At 59.7% G+C, this 19,372-nt stretch carries 16 protein-coding genes and 1 tRNA gene; 9 read left to right on the top strand and 8 right to left on the bottom strand.

Features of this window, described 5'->3' with window-relative positions; genetic code table 11:
* Nucleotides 1-427: 427 nt before the first annotated feature.
* The 4 genes from DW171_RS04420 to DW171_RS04400 form a co-directional block, all read right to left on the bottom strand.
* Nucleotides 428-504, bottom strand: a tRNA-Glu gene (locus DW171_RS04420).
* A gap of 101 nt (nt 505-605) precedes the next feature.
* Nucleotides 606-2,783 (bottom strand): MurT ligase domain-containing protein, encoded by a 2,178-nt coding sequence (locus DW171_RS10310; RefSeq protein ID WP_233539099.1) that lies wholly within the window; start codon nt 2,781-2,783, stop codon nt 606-608.
* Nucleotides 2,784-2,828: 45 nt separating this feature from the next.
* Nucleotides 2,829-3,872 carry a hypothetical protein gene (locus DW171_RS04405; RefSeq protein WP_117648513.1) on the bottom strand — a complete coding sequence of 348 codons (1,044 nt, stop codon included), beginning with the start codon at nt 3,870-3,872 and terminating at the stop codon, nt 2,829-2,831.
* Nucleotides 3,872-4,948, bottom strand: a complete 1,077-nt coding sequence (locus DW171_RS04400) for a hypothetical protein (protein ID WP_118270537.1) — start codon at nt 4,946-4,948, stop codon at nt 3,872-3,874. The genes DW171_RS04405 and DW171_RS04400 overlap by 1 nt, the downstream gene beginning before the upstream one ends.
* A 500-nt stretch (nt 4,949-5,448) precedes the next feature.
* On the opposite strand from DW171_RS04400, the gene DW171_RS04395 reads away from it, so the two are divergent.
* From DW171_RS04395 to DW171_RS04380, 4 genes are all read left to right on the top strand, one after another.
* On the top strand, nt 5,449-6,672 hold the full coding sequence (locus DW171_RS04395; RefSeq protein WP_006234677.1) for an iron-containing alcohol dehydrogenase: 1,224 nt from the start codon (nt 5,449-5,451) through the stop codon (nt 6,670-6,672).
* Nucleotides 6,673-6,756: 84 nt separating this feature from the next.
* Nucleotides 6,757-7,857, top strand: coding sequence for a glycerol dehydrogenase (locus DW171_RS04390; RefSeq protein WP_118205285.1), 1,101 nt, complete (start codon nt 6,757-6,759; stop codon nt 7,855-7,857).
* Nucleotides 7,858-7,970: 113 nt separating this feature from the next.
* Nucleotides 7,971-9,038 carry a glycerol dehydrogenase gene (locus DW171_RS04385; protein ID WP_118270536.1) on the top strand — a complete coding sequence of 356 codons (1,068 nt, stop codon included), beginning with the start codon at nt 7,971-7,973 and terminating at the stop codon, nt 9,036-9,038.
* A 151-nt stretch (nt 9,039-9,189) separates the two neighbouring features.
* Nucleotides 9,190-10,443, top strand: a complete 1,254-nt coding sequence (locus DW171_RS04380) for a 4Fe-4S binding protein (RefSeq protein WP_118270535.1) — start codon at nt 9,190-9,192, stop codon at nt 10,441-10,443.
* 132 nt (nt 10,444-10,575) lie between these two features.
* On the opposite strand, the gene DW171_RS04375 is transcribed toward DW171_RS04380, so the two are convergent.
* Nucleotides 10,576-11,331, bottom strand: a complete 756-nt coding sequence (locus DW171_RS04375) for a GntR family transcriptional regulator (RefSeq protein WP_117716786.1) — start codon at nt 11,329-11,331, stop codon at nt 10,576-10,578.
* 65 nt (nt 11,332-11,396) lie between these two features.
* Entirely contained in the window at nt 11,397-12,422 is a 1,026-nt protein-coding gene (locus DW171_RS04370) for a zinc-dependent alcohol dehydrogenase family protein (protein WP_118270534.1), read from the bottom strand.
* Nucleotides 12,423-12,754: 332 nt separating this feature from the next.
* Here DW171_RS04370 and DW171_RS04365 point away from each other — a divergent pair, with 332 nt between their 5' ends.
* The 4 genes from DW171_RS04365 (at nt 12,755) to DW171_RS04350 (ending at nt 17,487) form a co-directional block, all read left to right on the top strand.
* Nucleotides 12,755-14,389, top strand: coding sequence for an alpha-glucoside-specific PTS transporter subunit IIBC (locus tag DW171_RS04365; RefSeq protein WP_369832464.1), 1,635 nt, complete (start codon nt 12,755-12,757; stop codon nt 14,387-14,389).
* A 155-nt stretch (nt 14,390-14,544) separates the two neighbouring features.
* Nucleotides 14,545-15,888, top strand: a complete 1,344-nt coding sequence (locus DW171_RS04360) for a 6-phospho-alpha-glucosidase (protein WP_117716789.1) — start codon at nt 14,545-14,547, stop codon at nt 15,886-15,888.
* 127 nt (nt 15,889-16,015) lie between these two features.
* Nucleotides 16,016-17,092 (top strand): redox-regulated ATPase YchF, encoded by a 1,077-nt coding sequence (gene ychF, locus DW171_RS04355; protein ID WP_118270533.1) that lies wholly within the window; start codon nt 16,016-16,018, stop codon nt 17,090-17,092.
* 11 nt (nt 17,093-17,103) lie between these two features.
* On the top strand, nt 17,104-17,487 hold the full coding sequence (locus DW171_RS04350) for a DUF1648 domain-containing protein (RefSeq protein WP_118270532.1): 384 nt from the start codon (nt 17,104-17,106) through the stop codon (nt 17,485-17,487).
* A 9-nt stretch (nt 17,488-17,496) separates the two neighbouring features.
* Here DW171_RS04350 and DW171_RS04345 read toward each other — a convergent pair whose 3' ends face one another.
* Nucleotides 17,497-17,886: a hypothetical protein gene (locus tag DW171_RS04345; protein ID WP_118270531.1), complete on the bottom strand. Its 390-nt coding sequence runs from the start codon at nt 17,884-17,886 to the stop codon at nt 17,497-17,499.
* Nucleotides 17,887-17,962: 76 nt separating this feature from the next.
* On the opposite strand from DW171_RS04345, the gene DW171_RS04340 reads away from it, so the two are divergent.
* Complete coding sequence (locus DW171_RS04340; protein WP_035136926.1) at nt 17,963-18,181, top strand: helix-turn-helix domain-containing protein; 219 nt, start codon at nt 17,963-17,965, stop codon at nt 18,179-18,181.
* A 22-nt stretch (nt 18,182-18,203) separates the two neighbouring features.
* On the opposite strand, the gene DW171_RS04335 is transcribed toward DW171_RS04340, so the two are convergent.
* Nucleotides 18,204-19,217, bottom strand: coding sequence for an asparaginase (locus DW171_RS04335; protein ID WP_118270530.1), 1,014 nt, complete (start codon nt 19,215-19,217; stop codon nt 18,204-18,206).
* Between the last annotated feature and the right edge of the window lie 155 nt (nt 19,218-19,372).

Genomic DNA, 19,372 nt, shown 5'->3' with positions numbered 1-19,372 from the left:
AGCGACGGACCTCGGGACGCTCTTACACCACGTCTGCGCGCGCCACCGCCTTGTGTCCAAATCGCCTTCTGATGGCATGAAATCGCTGTTACTAAATTGGTAACAGTACTCATATTTGCTATTTTTTGTCCACGGGCCCTTGGATGACAGTGTGATTTTATGCCTTCGGGGTTCGAATCCCGGCGTATGGGTAGCAAAAAGCCCGCTACCGAATTGGTAACGGGCTTCTCAGATTCTGTGGTGCCCCCAGCGGGATGTCCGCGTGCGGCTGGCGCCGCCCGCTTTCGCTGCGTCGCTCCGCTCCTTGCGTGCTGCGCTGGAAAACGCTTACGCGTTTCCTCAGCTCCGCACCCTGTCGGGTTCGAATCCCGGCGTTGGAGAAGAAAAAAGCCCGTCACCACAAGGGTAACGGGCTTTGCATTTCAAATGGTGCCCCCAGCGGGATTCGAACCCGCGATATCCACCTTGAAAGGGTGGCGTCCTTGGCCGCTAGACGATGGGGACAGCGGGAAAGAGTATAGCAGACTTTTTTGCCGGCGCGTATATCGTTGGCAAACTGGAAAACCACCACAAAGGTACCTGTCCCCTTTGTGGTGGTTGGGGCGTTAGGGGAGGAGCTTCATGGCGGCGTCGTGGGCGGCGTGCTCGTAGGTGTCGTCGAGGGGTTTGAGCGGCAGCAGGGCGGCGGCCTGTGTGTCGCCACGGCGCTCGAGGGCGTGCGCGATGAGCCAGTCGGCGAGTTCGGGGTTCTTGGGCAGCGTCGGGCCATGCAGGTACGTGCCGATGACACCCTTGTAGATGAGACCCTCAAAGCCATCGCCGCCGTTGTTGCCGGTGCCCGTGACGACGGACGTTCCGAGCGGCGTGGCATCGGCGTCCAAAAGCGTGCGGCCACCGTGGTTCTCGAATCCCACAAAGGGCTCGGGTGCCAGGTCGGTCTTGACGGCGACGTTGCCGATCAGGCGGTCGGAGCCGCGTACGGTCTCGGCGGCAATGACGCCCAGGCCCTCGATGCGATTTTCGCCCATATAGTACGAACGGCCGAGCAGCTGATAGCTGCCGCAGATGGCGAGCAGCGAACCGCCGTCCTCAACATAGGCTGCGACCTTGTCTTTTTGGGCGAGCAGCTCGTGTGCCACGGCTAGCTGGTCGCGATCGGATCCGCCGCCCATCATGACGATATCGGCATCATGCAGATCGAGCACCTCGCCCATGCGGACCTCATCCACGCGAACGGGGATGCCGCGCCAGGCGCAGCGGCGCTCGAGGGCGATGACGTTGCCGCCGTCGCCATAGAGGTTGAGGGCATCGGGATACAGGTAGACGATGCGCAGCGGGCGCGAGAGCTCGACTGGCGCGATACCGACAGGAAGAGCGCTGCCGTCGGCGCGGACTGCGGCGCGGGCGGCAACCGTGGCTGCATCGGCACCCTTCAGCCCGTCGAGTTCTTTGACCAGCGGCGGGAAGGCCGTGTAGTTGGCGACGGCGTAGAAGGTGTCATCGGCGGCCTCGTCTGCCACGGCACCGATCGTCTGCGCGATGTCCGAGATAATCGCGGCATCGATGCCGGCGTACTTGAGGCGTACCTGCATGTCGTGCGCACGCGTGCCTCCGGCAAAGGCGACAAGACCCGGCGTGTCGGCGATGCGCTCGAAGTCGACATCGTAGATCCACGAGACATCGTGGCCGTCGGCATCGTTATCGTTTAGGAAGAAGGCGCAGAGCCTGCCACCTGCCGTTTTAATGGACTGGATCTGGCGATCGAAGCCCACGGGATTCTTGGCCAGGTTGGCCTCGACGGTGCGGCCGGCAATATCCCAGCGGCCCATGCGTCCGCCGGCGGGCACGTAGGCATTAAGCGTGGGCTGCAGGTGCGCCGCGTCCACGCCCAGCTCGTGCGCCGCAAAGAAGGCGGCGGCGACGTTATAGACCATGTACAGGCCGTTGTAGCGCGTGGCGATGTGCACGGCGGGCGCGTTGGCCTCAGGTCCAAAGGCCAGGTCAAAGCCGTAGCCGTCGCAGCCGAGCTCAACGCCCGTCACGCGGCGGAGCAGCGCGGGGCGACCCCAGCCGCACGAAGGGCAATGATAGGCGCCCAGCTGTCCGTACTGCACATAGTCGTATTCCAGCGGGGCGTTGCACTGCGAGCAAAAACGCGAGTCGCTAATGCGGTCGGACTCGGTGCCCGTGGCGCCGTCGATGCCAAAGGCGATGCTCGTGTTGGGGACGCGCGCGGCGATCGAGGCGCACAGCGGATCGTCGGCGTTGTAGATGAGCGTTGTCGTCGGAGAGAGCTCCAACGCATGGGCGATGACGTCCTGGGTATGGTCGATCTCGCCGTAGCGGTCCAGCTGGTCGCGGAACAGGTTGAGCAGCACAAAGTAGGTCGGCTTGAGCTTGGGCAGGACGCGCACCGTGTAGAGCTCGTCGCACTCAAAGACGCCTACGCGCTTGCTGCTGGCCGTTCGCTTAAGGTTGCCGCGCGCCTCGAGCAACGCGCCCACCACGCCCGGCTCCATGTTGTTGCCAGCGCGGTTGCACACCACGGTGGCGCCGCTGGCGGCAACGGCGTCGGCGATGAGGTTGGAGGTGGTGGTCTTGCCATTAGTACCGGTGATCACCACGCTGCGGTCGACCAGGCTCGCGAGGTCGCTTAGCAGCTCGGGGTCGATCTTCATGGCGATGCGGCCGGGAAGTACGCCGCCCTGGCGCTTAAGGACGGAGCGCAGCCCCCAGCGGGCGATATCGCTCGAGGTGCAGGCAAGAGATGAGCGGAGATTCATGAAACCGTTCCTAACGTAAACGATATGGTCGGGTCGAGTGCGTCACTAAAAACCGTAGCGGCGCGCAAATTCCTGGGCAAGCTGCGACACGTCTTCGCAGGCATTGGCCCAGGGGGCAAAGTCTGGAGTGTCCGAGATAATGCCGTCCGCTTCCCAAACGGCCTGGTGCGAAAGATCCCAGGGATCGCGTGGCTCGGGCCGGCAGGGAAGGTACGGTGTCTGGTACATGGGATTCAGCAAGAAGAACGCGCCGCCCTCGCAGCGGTTAGCGAACTCACGCAGCGCACGCACCGCCGGACGCATCTTGTTCGTTTTGAACAATAGGATTGTGCGGGCGAGCAGGTACCAAGGAGAGTTCTCGAGTGCATCGGCTCCCGCCTGTTCCTCGAGCTGGTGCGCTAGGGCGAAAAAGCCGTCCTGGTCTTCCAGGCGAGCGAGGGCGAGCAACACGGTGCCGGCAGCTCGGGTGGGATAGCCTTCTGCCTTAAGGACGCGGCGGGCGTAGTTGGCAGCAGCGCGGTAGCGGGCGCTCGCCATGCACAGCTGCGAGATGGCCTCGAGTGTGTGAAGCCACCCGATAAGAGCCGGCTCGCTCACGGTAAGGTCTGCTGCGGTGACACCGTCGGCCAAAACATTATTGGCCCAGTAGTGCGGGGCTTCCATGTCGAACCCGGGCACGCTTTGCTGCAGGTAATCGGCCGTGGTCGCCTCGAGCTTCATCAGGTCGCCCAGGCAGGCGTCAACGGGCGTGTCGGCCAGGATGATGGCGAGCAGCTGCGCGTCGACGGCCAGCGCATCGACGCGGACGATCTTGAGCAGCTCGTCGCGCATGTCGTCGAACAGGCGGTTGCGCGTCTGCTCAAACTCCTCGTCGCTGCCCATGTCCTCGATGCGATGGAGCTCGTCGAGCAGGTGGCGATGAACGCCGGCATAGGACAGCAGTGCCTGGGCATGCTCGGCCTGCGCATACTTTTGAGGATTCGCGCTAATGTCGTTATGGACAAGCTCGCGTGCTGCATCGGTGAGCTCGGGGTGCGACGCCAGATAGGTGCGCTCCAGGTAGGCGGGGATGTAGACGCTCGGATCCATTAGAGGTCCCCTCCCTTAAATGGAAGCCCCTGCTCGGCCGCGCGCAGGATGCGCTCGTCGATCTGGGAACGCACGATGTCGTTGGTGGCGATCCAGGCGGCAAAGCTGGCGTTGTCGGGGGCGCCCAGGCCCTCCTGCAGTACCGGCGTCGCCTCGGACAGCGCAAGGACAAGCTCGTCGGTGGAGCCTGCACCCACGTTGACGCGGGCATAGACGCCATCGGGAAACTCGGTTTGGAAGTAGAGCGCCTCGGCTGCGTGCGGACACGAGCGCGCAAGGATGCGCAAGTAGTGCTCGGCGCCCTCGTAGTCCAGCTCGCGCCAAGCAGCGCTCATCAGCGCGATGAGCGTCCATGGGTCCAAGTCACGCTCCGCATCTTTGGGGCGGCGGCGCAGCGGCGTGTTGGCAAGATAGGGCACGGAGTGGGCGGAGCGAAAGCGCTTGAGCTCCTCGGCGGGGTATTCGAGCTTTGCCATGGCGAGCATCGCGGTGTGGCGGACACCGGCGGGGTCGTTGGGCGCAAAGTCCAAGCTGCGATTTGCGGCTTCGAGCGACATGCGATAGCGGCCGCTAATGAGGGCGCGCGATGCCAAGGCGGCAAGCCAGCGCAGATAGGGGCGGCGCGTAAGGTCGCCTGCGGCCTCGCGCTCGTAGGGGTCCTGCGCCGAGGCGATCTTGAGCGCCAGATCGTGCTCCACCTCGTCGCACTTGGACACCAGATACTGCACGTATTCCTCGTTGGATTCGGCGGTGAGCGCCGTCAGCATGCGCTGGGCATCCCAGTTGGCCGGATCGAGTGCGGCTGCCTCGCGGAGCATGTTCTCGGCAGCTGCCTCTTCCTGCTCTGCCTGGGTATCGTCAGGGATAAAGGGAATGCGGTAGTCGACGGCCTCGACCACCTTGGCAATGAGGTGCCCGGCGCGGTCGCGGTCGTGCACGATGAGCGGTGCGGGGTTGCGGGTGAATTGTTCCATCAGACGCTCTACGGCGGCAGCGTCGGTGAGCGGGATATTGTCGCGGCGCAAGGCCTCAAGAACGAGGCGATGGCAATCCTCTTGAATGGGATCGAATGCCATGGGGCCTCCTTTGCTGCGGTTAGGGTTCAAATGTTTCTATATAAGGTTCTAGTTTACCCGCATGTGGCACACCGGGGGTGCCGCACTTGGACTTGCACCTTTGCACCACGAAGACGGATGTCGCACAAATGTCGGCACCCTGGACGACCGAGTGGTATCACGGTGCCGCAAACGGTCGATTTTTGGCGGCGAACGGTGCATATTTTGGAGGGGCACCGTCCTGCCCAGGATATGTAGTCAACCTTGATAAAACGTTTGCCCAGCTTGGGAGTATGAATGCCGCACAAGGATCTTCAGGGATAGAAAAAACGTTTCATCATTGGCGGCTTTAGGTGAATAACTGACCAACCAGAACGGTAAAATAGTGTTTGTCTGAGCGTTGAGACGTTTAGACATCGCGCATTGTCATCGCCGGCAACGCGCAAACCGGTCCTAACGGAGCCAATTGGGTGCTCCGTTATATACGCAAGTCTAAGAGGGGCTTGTTTAGGAGGCACAGTATGGGACGTTTTACCAATCCTCGCGATCTGTACTTTGGTGAGGGCGCTCGCCACGAGGTGAAGAACCTCAAGGGCAAGAAGGCCATCATCGTTTCTGGCGGCAGCTCTATGCGCCGCGGCGGGTTCCTGCAGGACGTCGAGAACGACCTTAAGGAAGGCGGTTTCGAGGTCAAGCTGTTCGAGGGCGTCGAGTCCGACCCGTCCATCGAGACGGTCATGAAGGGCGCCGAGGCCATGCGCGAGTTCGAGCCCGACTGGATTATCGCCATCGGTGGCGGCTCGCCCATCGATGCCGCTAAGGCCATGTGGGTCTTCTACGAGTATCCCGAGGAGTCCTTCGATAACATCATCCAGCCGTTCAGCTTCCCCGAGCTGCGTCAGAAGGCTCATTTCTGCGCCATCTCCTCTACCTCCGGCACCGCTACCGAGGTCACCGCGTTCTCCGTCATTACCGACTACGCCAAGGGCATCAAGTACCCGCTGGCCGACTTCAACATCACCCCTGATGTCGCCATCGTCGACCCCGAGCTCACCTACACCATGCCCGCCAAGCTGTGCGCTCACACCGGCATGGATGCTCTGACCCACTGCATGGAGGCCTACGTTTCCACCTGCGCCTCTATGTTCACCGACGCCAACGCTCTGCACGGCATCCGCGAGATCGTCGAGTGGCTGCCCAAGTCCTATGCTGGCGACCATGAGGCCCGTCAGCACATGCATGAGGCTCAGTGCATCGCCGGTATCGCCTTCTCCTCGGGCCTGCTCGGCATCGTTCACTCCATGGCTCACAAGACCGGTGCTGCCTTCGAGAACGGCCACATCATCCACGGTGCCGCTAACGCCATGTACCTGGGCAAGGTTATCCAGTGGAACTCTAAGGATCCCCGTGCTGCCGAGCGTTACGCTTACGTGGCCAAGGAGATCCTGCACCTTCCCGGCGAGACCAACGAGGAGCTCATCGCTGCGCTCGTCCAGAAGATCCGCGACCTCAACGACCAGCTCAACATCCCGCAGTCCATCAAGGATTACGCAAATGGTGGCGTGAAGGTCGACGCCGAGAACCCGCAGATGGTTTCCGAGGAGGAGTTCCTCGCCAAGCTGCCCGAGATCGCCGCGAACGCCGAGCAGGACGCCTGCACGCCCGAGAACCCGCGTGAGACCAAGGCTGCCGACTTCGAGAAGATCCTCAAGGCCTGCTACTACGACACCGACATCGATTTCTAATCGACTCTTGTTATCGTAGGGAGGGGCTCCGCACGTATCCGTACGGAGCCCCTTTCTTTTTAATTATGAGAGGATGGGATAAACATGGCTGCAATTTTCAATAGCCCCAGCAAGTACATCCAGGGTCCGGACGAGCTCGCCAAGCTCGGCTCCTATGTCGAGCCGCTCGGCGCTAAGGCCCTCGTCATCGTGACGCCTTCGGGCAAGAAGCGCGTCGGTGCTAAGATCGAGGGCGGTTTTGCCGAGGCTAAGGCCGAGCTGCTGTTTGAGGACTTTAACGGCGAGTGCTCCAAGGGCGAGGTCGATCGCCTGGTTGCGCTCGCTCGCGACAACGGTTGCGACATCATCGTCGGCGTCGGTGGCGGCAAGATCCTCGACACCGCGAAGGCCGTTGCCTACTACCTGGAGTCTCCGGTTATCATTTGCCCCACCATTGCTTCGACCGATGCTCCGTGTTCCGCTCTTTCGGTGCTCTACACCGACGACGGCCAGTTTGATAAATACCTCTTCCTTAAGGCAAACCCCAACATTGTCCTTATGGATACGACGGTTATCGCGGCGAGCCCGGTGCGCCTGACGGTTTCCGGTATGGGCGATGCGCTCGCAACCTATTTCGAGGCACAGGCGACGCATGATGCCGACGGCGGCACCTGCGCCGGCGGCAAGGGCGGAATGGCCGGCCTGGCGCTCGCCAAGCTCTGCTACGAGACGCTCATGGCCGATGGCGTCAAGGCCAAGGTCGCGCTGGAGAAGGGTGCGCTCACGCCTGCCGTCGAGCACATCATCGAGGCCAATACGCTGCTTTCGGGCATTGGCTTTGAGAGCTCGGGCCTTGCTGCTGCTCATGCCATCCACAATGGTCTGACGATGCTGCCCGAGTGCCACAGCATGTATCACGGCGAGAAGGTCGCCTTCGGCACCATCGTCCAGCTGGTACTCGAGGATGCCCCGACCGAGAAGCTCGAGGAAGTCTTGGGCTTCTGCATTGAGCTGGGCCTGCCGGTCACGATGAAGGAACTTGGCGTTGCCGAGGTTACGCGCGAGCAGGCCATGATTGTTGCCGAGGCCGCCTGCGCACCCGATGACACCATGTGCAACATGCCGTTTGAGGTGACGCCCGAGATGGTCGCAAACGCCATCCTGGGTGCCGACGCGCTGGGCCACTACTATCTCATGGATGAGTAAATCAAGCTAAGGAAGGGGCAAAACCAACAGATGGTTTTGCCCCTTTTTGCTATGGTGCAAAGGGGTCAGGTTACTTTGCACCAATCGTTGTTTGATGAAGGGCGGATTCTCGTATGGCGCTTCCTATGGTTTATGGCGGTCCCGGCCGGTATGTTCAGGGGCCGGGCGAACTTTCGCGTCAGGGCAGGTATTTGTCATGGTTGGGCTGCGCTGCCTATGTCTTGTTTGACCAGGGCACCGAGGATCGGCTGTGCAGGCAGATCGTCGATGGATTTCTGGACGAAGATCTAAGCGAGCCGTTCTTTAAGATTTATAACGGTCCGTGTACGGAAGAGGCCGTTGTCGGAATGGCTCAGGAAGCCCAGGCCGAGTACTGCGACATGGTGGTGGGCATTGGCGGCGGCAAGATGCTCGATATCGCCAAGGCCGTTGCGTTTTATGCCGAGCTGCCGTTGTGTGTATGCCCCACGGCGGCTTCGATGGACGGCCCGTGCAGTGCGATTTCGGTGCTGTATCACGAGGATGGGTCGTTCGACCGCTACTTGATACTCGACAAAAATCCCGATCTGGTCGTGGTTGATACCAACGTGGTTGCGGCAGCACCACTGCGGATGACGGTCGCTGGTATGGGCGACGCACTGGCAACGTACTTCGAGGCGCGTTCGTGTGCCGCGGCGCACGGCGCTAACGAGCACGGTGGCGCGCCGGGGCACTTGGCCTTGGTTACGGCTCGTGCCTGCTATGACACGCTCATGGAGTGCGGCGTCGCTGCCAAGCGCGATCTCAAAAAGGGCCGTATATCGCCTGCGGTTGAGCGTCTGATCGAGTGCAATATTCTGCTTTCGGGTGTTGGCTTTGAGAGTGGCGGCCTGGCGTTGGCACATGCCATCGCCAACGGTCTGACGATTCTGCTCGAGTGCAAGGCCATGCATGGTGAGGCCGTGGCATTTGGTCTGGTGGTGCAGCTGCGCCTGGAGCGTGCGCCCGAGCTTGATCAGGTGCTCGAGTTTTGCCAGCGCGTTGGTCTGCCGACGACGCTCGAGGAGCTGGGCCTTGGCGAGATTTCCGATGCCGACCTGATGAGCGTTGCGGATGCGGCCTTTAGAAACGAACGCAATATGGCCAACGAGCAGGCCAAGGTGACCAAACAAAAGCTCGTGCAGCTCATGCGCGAGGCATAGTTTGGCGCTTGATCGACCTTGTGCAATCGAGGCGGCGATAGGCCATGGGCTATTTGCCTCAAAGGTGCTCCGCGTGTAATTTGCCCGAGGCGTGGGCCGATAGCGTATCATTATCTCTTGCTTGTTTGCACTGCTCAGGGAGGGGCCGCGCATGGCGCAGGAACACGATCTGTTTGATGACATTATCGAGATCAGCAAGGGTTTCGACTTTCTTAAAAACCCGCTTGGCGGCGTGACCGACGCGCTCGATCCGTCAGCGCCGCAGTGGAATCCTGCCGACTATAAGGAGCGTCCGCGCGGCAACACGATTCCGTGTCTGACCTGCAAAAACGAAAAGAGCGGCTGCACCGCGTGCATGGACGTGTGCCCGGTCAACGCTATCGAGGTCGAGGAAGACGCCATCGAGATCCTCGACTCCTGTCGCAAGTGCGGCCTGTGCGCCGCTGCCTGTCCGACCGAGGCGATCATCTCGCCGCGATTGGCGCCCAAAAACCTGTATGACGACATTGTCTCGGCAGCTACGAGCCACGAGACCGCCTACGTCACCTGCACGCGCGCCCTTAAGCGCATGCCGCGCGAGAACGAGGTCGTCGTTGCCTGCGTGGGCGATATTACGGCCGAGACCTGGTTCTCGGTGCTGGCCGACTATCCCAACGTGAGCGTCTACCTGCCACTGGGCGTGTGCGATAAGTGCCGCAACACCGGCGGTGAGGACATTCTGGGCGAGGCAATCGCCACTGCCGAGGAGTGGGCCGGCACGGGTATGGGCCTGGAGGTCGACCCCAAGAGCCTCAAGTGCCATAAGCGCCGCGAGTACGAGCGCAAGGAATACATGGAAAAGATCGCCCGCACCACGGGCCTGACGGTGACCAAGCTCAACCCGGCGACGGCGGCGCTGGCCTCGGTGACGCAAAAGCTCAAGGCCCACCGCCATCAGATTACCCAGCTGGAGCGCACGCTCAACACCATGTGCGGCACCACGACGGCCAAACGTCGCCGCACGCTTACGCACGGGCGCCAGCTGGTACTCTCGACGCTGCAAAACCACCCCGAGCTTGCCAAGAACATGCAAGTAAGCACGCCGGAGTGCGATTTTGACAAGTGCACGTCGTGCGGCGAGTGCGTTAACGCGTGCCCCACGTTCGCCTGCGATTTGGTGGGAAGCGGCCGCTTTGCACTGGAATCCACGTATTGTTTGGGTTGCGGTGCCTGTGTCAAGGTGTGCCCCGAGCATGCGCTCAAGCTTGTTGAGCACGATGCGTCCAATTTGATCGTCGTCGACCCCGAGGCCGAGGAGAAGGCCGCCCAGAAGGCGAAAGCTCACGAAGAAGCTGAGAAGGTCAAGGCCGAGGCGAAGGCCAAACTCGGCAAGATGCTCGATCAGGTGGAGAAGCTCGCGGACTAGCTAAAAGAGCGTAAATGATGGCCGGTGGGACAGACGCTGCCCCGCCGGCCAAAAAAAGTTGCGGTGGAATAGTTCCTGTTTTGCCCTTAAGCTGGCCATTCTAGGAACTATCCCACCGCAACTAATAAATGGTTAGTTCATGCTGCTTTGGTGGCCGGTTCGACCGGTACCGTTGCGCGTCACGGTTTCATGGAGCAAAAAGAACCCGGGGACCTGTTTGGTCTCGGTGTATTCCATAAGGATGCCGTCGGCGTTGTAGGTCTGCCCGCGTATAACGGCGAGTGCGTTAAAGTCGTCGAGATCGAGCACGCGCGTATCCTCGGGCGTGGGATGCTCGATCGTTACATCGCGTTTGCCCGTGGCAATCCTAATGCCAAGATCTTCTTCGAGGTAACGATAGATCGAGTCGTTGACAATCTCGGGTGTCAGCCCCGGTACTTGTGAGCTTAGGTAATAGGAGTCGTCGGAGCACACGGCTTGTCCGTCTGCATAACGGATGCGTTTGGCGCGTGTGAGCTCACAGCCTTCGGGAAACCCAGTAATCTTGGAGAGCGCCTTGCTGCAGATGAGGAGCTCAAAGACGGTGGTGACAGTCTTGAGCTCAAAGCCTCGGTTGACCGCGATTTCCTTAAAGGTCTCGAGTCCGCCGCCACCACGACTCTTCTCGTCACTGATGTTGCGAATGACGCGCATGCCTTTGCCTTGCTGGGGGAGCACGTAACCATCTGCCGCAAGCATCGAGATGGCGCGACGAACCGTCATGCGCGAACAGTCAAACAGCTGCGTGAGCTCAGTCTCCGAAGGCAGATAACTCTGATAGGCGTATGTGCCGTCGTCAATCGACTGCTTCACGTTGTCATAAATAGTTTGGAAGATGGCTCGCGCCATGACGGTCTCCTAGAGCTGGGTGCGCGAACGACGGGTGAGGGCCGCCCGCGCAGGTGTCAATCGATTTACTTGCTGGGGTCGATTATATATTTACCCATGGCACGCAGGGCCGGGTCTGACAGGATGGCGCCGAGTTCGTCGAGGGAAGCCACCTTGGCGACCATCGAGGATACGTCGAGCCTGCCAGAGTCGATGAGCTCGAGCGCGCGACGCTGCGTATAAGGGTTGATGTAGGACGAGGTAAGCACAAGCTCCTTCTGGAAGACCTCGAAGGGCTTGACGGTGATTGTCTCATCGGGCTTGGTGAGGCCGAACATCATGACCGTAGCCTTGTGGCCGGCGATCTGGATGGCCTGCTCGATGGTGACGGGCTTGCCAACACACTCAATAACGACATCGACGTTGCCGACGCCCTCCTGCTTCAGGCGGGCCGGGACGTCCTCGTGGATGGAATCAATTGCCAGATCGGCGCCGAGTTTGAGCGCAACCTCGCGCTTGCCCTTGACGGGCTCGAGCAAGACGACCTTGGTGGCGCCGGCGTTTTTGGCAAGCTGCATCATGAGCAGACCGATCATGCCACCGCCGATGACGACAACCGTGCTGCCGGGCTTGATGTTGCACATATCGATGCCGTGCAGGCAGCAGGCGACGGGCTCGGTCATAGCACCCTGCTCAAAGCTGGTGTGATCGCCCAACTTGTAGACTTGCTGCATATCGACGGAGCAGTACTCGGCAAAGCCGCCGTTAACGGTGGTGCCGTAACCGGTCATATGCTCGCAGTAGTGGTTGATTCCGTCGCGGCAGGGTTCGCAGCAGCCGCAGGGATGGTTTGGGTCGATGCACACGCGATCGCCCGGTTTAAAGCCAGCGACGTCGCTGCCCACGGCCTCGACAACGCCCGCAAACTCATGACCAAGGATCGTGGGCGGGGTAACGTCGGCTGCACCCTTGTCGCCTTCATAGATATGAACGTCGGTACCGCAGACGCCGCAAGCCTTGACGTTGATCAGAACGTCGCGCTTGCCCACGGCCGGCTTTGTCGAATCCTCGACCCTGAGATCGTGCTTTCCATAGAAGACCGCGCTTTTCATGGTGACTCCTTAACGTGGTGGTGAATGTTGTAATGAAGTATAGGTATGTCTGCAGATATAGACAAGCATATCTAGACAAGTAAAAAAGAAATATGAATTGCAGCTATCAGCTATATTAGATTTAGCAGGCGAAATACTGGACATATACCGTTTACGGCCAATAATCAACCGTTTACCGACCGTAGTATTTATACTAACTTGTCTAGATAAGTGATATGATAAAAATAGAAGCGCAAGAAGTCAGGGAAGCGGGCCCACCCGTCCTATTGCACGAGGTACACGCAAACGGCGCGTCTGCGGTCTCGAGTGAAGCCAAAACCGCAGCGCTCCGAATGAAGAGAGGGGGATTCCCCGTCATGATGCAAAAGATACAACGTTTCGGCGGTGCAATGTACACGCCTGCAATTCTTTTCGCATTTTCCGGAATCGTCGTCGGCCTGGGTACGTTGTTTACCACCGAGGCGATCTTTGGCGAGATGGCCACTGCGGGTCATCTTTGGTTTGATTGCTGGAATGTGCTGCTCCAGGGTGGTTGGACGCTCTTTAACCAGATGCCGTTGCTGTTTTGCGTAGCGTTGCCAATCTCGCTCGCGAACAAGCAGAACGCTCGCTGCTGCATGGAGGCTTTGGCCATCTACCTTACCTTCAACTACTTTGTAAGCACAATCTTGGGGCAGTGGGGCCCTGTCTTTGGGGTCGACTACTCTGTCGAGGCGGGCAGCGGTACTGGTCTTGCCACTATCGCAAGCATCAAAACGCTTGATATGGGCATCATGGGCGCGCTTATCATTTCGGGTATTGCCACGATGCTTCACAACAAGTACTTCGACACCGAACTTCCTGAGTGGTTGGGCGTGTTCTCGGGCTCCGTGTTCATCTATATGATCGGTTTCTTCGTTATGGTTCCGGTCGCTATTATCGCCTGCCTGGTATGGCCGCATGTTCAGGCTGCTATCGCCGCCTTCCAGGGATTCATCCTTTCCGCCGGTACGTTTGGCGTGGGCGTCTTTGCTTTCTTCGAGCGCGTGCTGATTCCTACAGGCCTGCACCACTTTATCTATACGCCGTTCTATTACGACAACGCGGCGGTCAACGGCGGCATCTTTGCTGCTTGGGCCAACATCCTGCCCCAACTGGCTGCCGATCCGAGCATTGCTCTTAAGGATGCCGCACCCTGGGCTGCCTATACCTGCCCTGGTTGGACTAAAGTCTTCGGCTCGCTTGGCGTCGCCATTGCGTTTTATATGACCGCCAAACCCGAGCGCAAGCAGCGCGTCAAGGCTCTGCTCATTCCCGTCACCCTTACCGCTATGCTTTGCGGTATTACCGAGCCGCTTGACTTCACCTTCCTGTTCATCGCGCCCGGCCTGTTCGTCGTCCACTGCGTGCTCGGAGCGCTTGGCTGCATGGCTCAAAACCTCCTTGGCGTCGTGGGCATCTTCGACGGCGGCATCATCTCGATGCTCTCGTGGGACTGGCTGCCCCTTTGGGCCGCACACGGTCTGCAGTACGCCATCTCCATCCTTGTCGGTCTGTGCTTTACCGCCCTTTGGGTCGTGGTCTTCCGTTTCCTGATCGTCAAGTTCGACTTTAAGACCCCCGGTCGCGAGGATGACGATGTTGAGGTTGAGCTCAAGTCCAAGGCCGACTACAAGCAAAAGCAGGGCGGTGCTGCTGCTGGCAAATCGGTCGCCCAGAGTAAAGATGATGAGCGCTTGGTGCTTGCCGAGAAGATCCTCGATCTGCTCGGTGGCACGGATAACATCATCGATGTAACTAACTGCGCTACCCGTCTGCGCGTTAACGTCAAGGACAAGAGCGTCGTTGCACCCGAGGCTTCCTTCAAGGCGATCGGTACGCATGGCTTGGTGGTCCAAGGTCAGTCAATCCAGGTCATCATCGGCCTTACCGTCCCGCAGGTTCGCGAGAAGTTCGAAAGTCTTCTGAAGTTCGAGAGTCTTCTGTAAACCATCGTCCATCGAAACAATCGGCCTTGCAGAGCCGGTATGCACCGCAAGGCCCATTCTAGAGATAAAAAACTCCACTTCTAGGTAACAATTCCAAACCGCGCAGGCCGCGTGCGGGGACGGATTGAGCAAGCGGCCAGAATGAGGAGGACATCATGTCCAAGAAAAACTATGCCGTGACCATTGCCGGCGGTGGCTCCACCTTCACTCCGGGTATCGCCCTGATGCTGCTTGAGGAGCGTGACCGCTTTCCGGTCAACAAGGTGACCTTCTACGACAACAACGCCGAGCGTCAGGAGATTGTGGCCAAGGCCTGCGAGATTTACTTCCACGAAAACGCTCCCGAGGTTGAGTTTAGCTACACCACCGATCCCGAGACGGCTTTCACCGGTACCGACTTCGTCCTTGCTCACATCCGCGTTGGCCTGTACGCCATGCGCGAGCTCGACGAGAAGATTCCTCTCAAGTACGGCTGCGTTGGCCAGGAGACCTGCGGTGCCGGCGGCATCGCCTACGGCATGCGTTCCATCGGCGGCGTCATCGAGATCCTCGACTACATGGAGAAGTACAGCCCCAACGCCTGGATGCTCAACTACTCCAACCCCGCAGCTATCGTCGCCGAGGCCTGTCGCGTGCTGCGCCCCAACAGCCGCATCATCAACATCTGCGACATGCCGATCGACCTCATGGATAAGATGAGCCGTATGTGCGGCATCAAGGATCGTCGCGAACTGCAGTATAGCTACTACGGCCTCAACCACTTTGGTTGGTGGAGCAAAATCTACGACAAGGAGGGCAACGACCTCATGCCGCAGATTAAGGAGCACATGGCTAAGAACGGCTACCTGGACGGCATCGAGCACGAGGCCGGTAAGGAGCAGCATGTCGAGGAGAGCTGGATTCACACCTTCGGCAAGGCCAAGGATGTCTATGCTGTCGATCCCGAGACGATTCCCAATACCTACCTCAAGTATTACCTGTACCCGGACTATGTCGTCGAGACGTCTGACCCTAACTACACTCGCGCCAATGAGGTTATGGACGGCCGCGAGAAGAAGGTCTTTGGCGCTTGCCGCGACATCATCGCTAAGGGTACGGCCAAGGACGGCGGCTTTGAGCCGGATGTTCACGCCAACTACATCGTCGACCTTGCCTGCGCGCTGGCCGAGAACACGCTCGAGCGCTTCCTGCTGATCGTCCCCAACGATGGCGCTGTGCCCAACTTCGACCCGACGGCCATGGTCGAGGTGCCTTGCATCGTTGGTTCCAACGGCTTTGAGAAGATCTGCCAGGGTCCGATTCCGCAGTTCCAGAAGGGCCTGATGGAGCAGCAGGTTTCCGTCGAGAAGCTCGTTGTCCAGGCTTGGGTCGAGGGCAGCTACCAGAAGCTCTGGCAGGCGCTCACGCTTTCCAAGACCATCCCTTCGGCGAGCGTTGCTAAGCAGATCCTGGACGAGCTCATCGAGGCCAACAAGGATTTCTGGCCCGAGCTTAAGTAAGGACTGCAGTCTCGAACTCTCACTCATCTCTGCTTCATTTGCGCCGCCGTGGCGTCCGGGTTCGCCCAGATGCTGCGGCGGCGCTATACTTATGCAGTTTAAAGTACCTGTACCAAAAGGAGCTGTCGTGTCCCTTTCCATCGGTATCGTGGGCCTGCCCAACGTGGGCAAGTCGACGCTGTTCACCGCGCTTACCAAAAAGACCGGCCTTGCCGCCAACTACCCGTTTGCCACGATCGACCCCAACGTGGGTATCGTCGATGTGCCCGATAGCCGCCTGCAAAAGCTCGCCGATATCGTCAACCCGGGCCGCATTGTGCCGGCTACGGTTGAGTTCGTCGACATCGCAGGTCTGGTGAAGGGCGCCAACGAGGGCGAGGGTCTGGGCAACCAGTTCCTGGCCAACATTCGCGAGACCGACGCCATCTGCGAGGTCGTGCGCTACTTTAAGGACCCCAACGTCATGCGCGAGGTGGGCCGCACGGGCGAGTTCGTCGATCCCGCCGGCGATGCCGACACTATCATGACCGAGCTCATCTTGGCCGACATGGGCACGATCGAGAAGCAACTGCCCAAGCTCGAGAAGGAGGCCAAGCGCGACAAGGAACTCATGCCCAAGTTCGAGGTCGCCCGCCGCCTGCTTGCCTGGCTCAACGAGGGCAAGCGCGCCGCATCCATGGAGATGACCGACGAGGAGCGCGCCGCTGCCAAGGGCCTGTTCCTGCTCACCATGAAGCCCATCCTGTATGTGGCCAACGTGGACGAGGATATGCTCAACGACGACCTGGCGCCCATCGATGGTGTCAAGCCACTGCCCATCTGCGCCAAGATCGAGGCTGAGCTTTCCGAGCTCGATCCCGAGGATGCCGCCGACTACCTGGAGAGCCTGGGCCTGGAGCAGCCCGGTCTGGACGTGCTCGCGCAGGCTGCCTACAAGCTGCTTGGCCTGCAGTCGTTCTTTACGGCTGGCGAGATGGAGGTCAAGGCCTGGACGGTGCGTCAGGGCGCGACCGCCCCGCAGGCCGCCGGCGTCATTCACACCGACTTTGAACGCGGCTTTATTAAGGCCGAGGTCATTGGCTATGACGACTACATCGAGCTCGGCGGCGAGCAGGGCGCCAAGGCCGCTGGCAAGCTGCGCATCGAGGGCAAGGACTATGTCATGGCCGATGGCGACGTCGTGCACTTCCGCTTTAACGTGTAAGGACGACGTGCATGTTTAAATATGGTAAAAAAGCCGGCTACATGGGCATCGCACTGCTGGTGCTTGCGGTGCTTCCGCTGGTGGTCGCAGCGTTTGTGATTCCCAACATTGGGTCCGAGGTGGCAACAAAGTTTAATGCCGCCGGCGAGGTGACGCGCTGGGGTAAGAGTTACGAGCTGTTGGCTCTGCCGGTGCTCAATCTGCTGCTCGGCGTGGCGACGTATTTTACTGCCGGCCGTCAAGCAAAGAACAACGAAGACTCCGCTGTGATGGCACGTCTGACGTGCGAGCGCTACCTGCGCAACGGTTGCATCACGGGTGTGTTCCTCAACGTGATCAACGTTTACTTTATGTACTCGGCGATTACCGGAACGGGTTTTGGCTTGGGCTTTTAGCTTGTCCTTTTAGGCAACGAGCCTGCACGCATATTCAATGGCTGCTGCGAGGCCGCCGCTCGATCGTGGTTGAAAGACTACATCGGCGGCGGCCTCGTTTTCGTATCCGGCGCCGCGAAGGGCGAGTGCTATGCCGGCTTCTAAAAGGAGCGGCAGGCCGCGTTGGCTGGTTGCGATTACGGCAGCCTGATTGAGCGAGCAACTGTGCGCCTGGCATTGGATGGCAAGTTCACCTTGCGCCGGGCAAGGGACCAGAACGGCGGAGACGCGACTTGATAGCAATGCAAATGCTGTGCGCTCATCGGGCGAAAGGCATTCTGCTTCAACGACGACGAGCTTGGGCGGCGCGCTGTTTGTGCGAAGCGTGGCTCGGTACATGCGGATTGAAGAACCCGACATAGAAAACTCCTGTGTATTCGGCAAAACGTAAACTATAGTTTACGTTTATGTTCGGCTCCATTTCAAACTCGGCTGCATGGACGAACGTGCGAAACAGATTCTTGGCAGGCGGGTCGAAGAGACACGCAGGGACCTTGGTATCTCCAAGGTTGATTTTTGTGTGGCAACAGGAATCAGCCGACCCTACCTCGACCGAATCGAAGATGGGACGGCAAATTTCACGCTCAAGGTTCTATTTAAGATCGCGCCCGCACTCGGCATGACGGTGTCAGAGCTTCTCGAGGGCATCGAATAGGGGATACCCGTCGACAACTGAATTACGCCATCGGGATGCGGTCGTGGTTGACTTGGCTGTAGAACAGGCGCTGAATCTCGGTCGCATCACGTGACTGGCCGAGTGCCCACATGGTTTTGGCCACGAGCGTCTCGGTGGTCATGTCGTCGCCGCGCAGAATGCCTGGATGATCGGCGTAAGCACGGCCGACCTCATAAACGCCCAGATCGAGGCCCTCCTCGGGGACCTGCGTGGTCATAACGACGGTGCGACCCGAATCGACCCAGCGGAAAATCGCCTCCTGGAATGACTCGCCGGACTCGCCAAACTCGGGAATACCGCCAATGCCAAAGGTCTCCAGAATCACGGCGTCGTAGCTATCGGCAAGGGCGTCGAGGATGCCCGGGTTTACGCCGGGCGTAAGCTTGAGTACAAATACGCGCGGGTCGATGCTGTCGTAGAAGCGCACCGGGTTTTCGCCCTGATGCGTGCCGTGAAGCCCGTTGCGCACGATGCGGTCGTTGCGGATATAGGCGATGGGCGGATAGTTGACGCTGATGAACGCGTTAAAGCTCATGGTGCGCTGCTTGCGGGCACGCGTGCCGGCAATGGCGACGCCACCAAACACGATCGAGACGTCGTGCGAGTGCTCGTCGAGCGCATAGAGCAGGCTCTGGTACAAGTTGAGCTTGGCGTCGGTAAAGGGGTTGCCCATGGGCTTTTGCGAGCCGGTGAGTACGATGGGCTTGGGGCTGTCCTGAATCAGATAGGAAAGCGCCGCCGCTGTGTAGCTCATGGTGTCGGTGCCGTGCAGGATCACAAAGCCGTCGTGGTCGGCATAGCCTTCGACGATGACGTCGCGGATACGCATCCAGTCACTGGGGCGCATATTGGTGCTGTCGATGTTCATGGGCTGCACCACGTCGAGCTCGCAGAGGCCCGAGATCTCGGGGACGCTCTGGGCGAGCTCCTCACCGGTCAGGGCGGGGGAGAGGCCATTGCCGTCCTCGGTCGATGCGATGGTGCCGCCCGTGGCGATGAGAAGGATGCGCTTCATGCTGGTATTCCTATCGTATTTGCCGCCACAGAGGCGGAGTCGTTCGGCAGTATTGTGGCACAGGGCGTCCAATGTTCAAACGTATTACATCATCTGCAATGTTTGGTAACACTTCAATTGCCGTCAAATAGGGGCCATGGTCGTGCGTTTGCCGT

It is taken from the genome of Collinsella sp. AM15-2, from assembly GCF_003471985.1.
Taxonomy (GTDB): domain Bacteria; phylum Actinomycetota; class Coriobacteriia; order Coriobacteriales; family Coriobacteriaceae; genus Collinsella.
This window is presented reverse-complemented; position numbering and strand designations above follow the sequence as displayed.

Excerpts from the sequence above, each read along its gene's own strand:
- DW171_RS04365 (WP_369832464.1), top strand. The coding sequence starts at position 12,755 with ATGAAGAGAGGGGGATTCCCCGTCATGATGCAAAAGATACAACGTTTC.
- DW171_RS04380 (WP_118270535.1), top strand. The coding sequence starts at position 9,190 with ATGGCGCAGGAACACGATCTGTTTGATGACATTATCGAGATCAGCAAG.
- DW171_RS04375 (WP_117716786.1), bottom strand. The coding sequence starts at position 11,331 with ATGGCGCGAGCCATCTTCCAAACTATTTATGACAACGTGAAGCAGTCG.
- DW171_RS04405 (WP_117648513.1), bottom strand. The coding sequence starts at position 3,872 with ATGGATCCGAGCGTCTACATCCCCGCCTACCTGGAGCGCACCTATCTG.
- DW171_RS10310 (WP_233539099.1), bottom strand. The coding sequence starts at position 2,783 with ATGAATCTCCGCTCATCTCTTGCCTGCACCTCGAGCGATATCGCCCGC.
- DW171_RS04335 (WP_118270530.1), bottom strand. The coding sequence starts at position 19,217 with ATGAAGCGCATCCTTCTCATCGCCACGGGCGGCACCATCGCATCGACC.
- DW171_RS04350 (WP_118270532.1), top strand. The coding sequence starts at position 17,104 with ATGTTTAAATATGGTAAAAAAGCCGGCTACATGGGCATCGCACTGCTG.
- DW171_RS04340 (WP_035136926.1), top strand. The coding sequence starts at position 17,963 with ATGGACGAACGTGCGAAACAGATTCTTGGCAGGCGGGTCGAAGAGACA.
- DW171_RS04395 (WP_006234677.1), top strand. The coding sequence starts at position 5,449 with ATGGGACGTTTTACCAATCCTCGCGATCTGTACTTTGGTGAGGGCGCT.
- DW171_RS04345 (WP_118270531.1), bottom strand. The coding sequence starts at position 17,886 with ATGTCGGGTTCTTCAATCCGCATGTACCGAGCCACGCTTCGCACAAAC.
- DW171_RS04360 (WP_117716789.1), top strand. The coding sequence starts at position 14,545 with ATGTCCAAGAAAAACTATGCCGTGACCATTGCCGGCGGTGGCTCCACC.
- DW171_RS04400 (WP_118270537.1), bottom strand. The coding sequence starts at position 4,948 with ATGGCATTCGATCCCATTCAAGAGGATTGCCATCGCCTCGTTCTTGAG.
- DW171_RS04370 (WP_118270534.1), bottom strand. The coding sequence starts at position 12,422 with ATGAAAAGCGCGGTCTTCTATGGAAAGCACGATCTCAGGGTCGAGGAT.
- DW171_RS04390 (WP_118205285.1), top strand. The coding sequence starts at position 6,757 with ATGGCTGCAATTTTCAATAGCCCCAGCAAGTACATCCAGGGTCCGGAC.
- DW171_RS04385 (WP_118270536.1), top strand. The coding sequence starts at position 7,971 with ATGGCGCTTCCTATGGTTTATGGCGGTCCCGGCCGGTATGTTCAGGGG.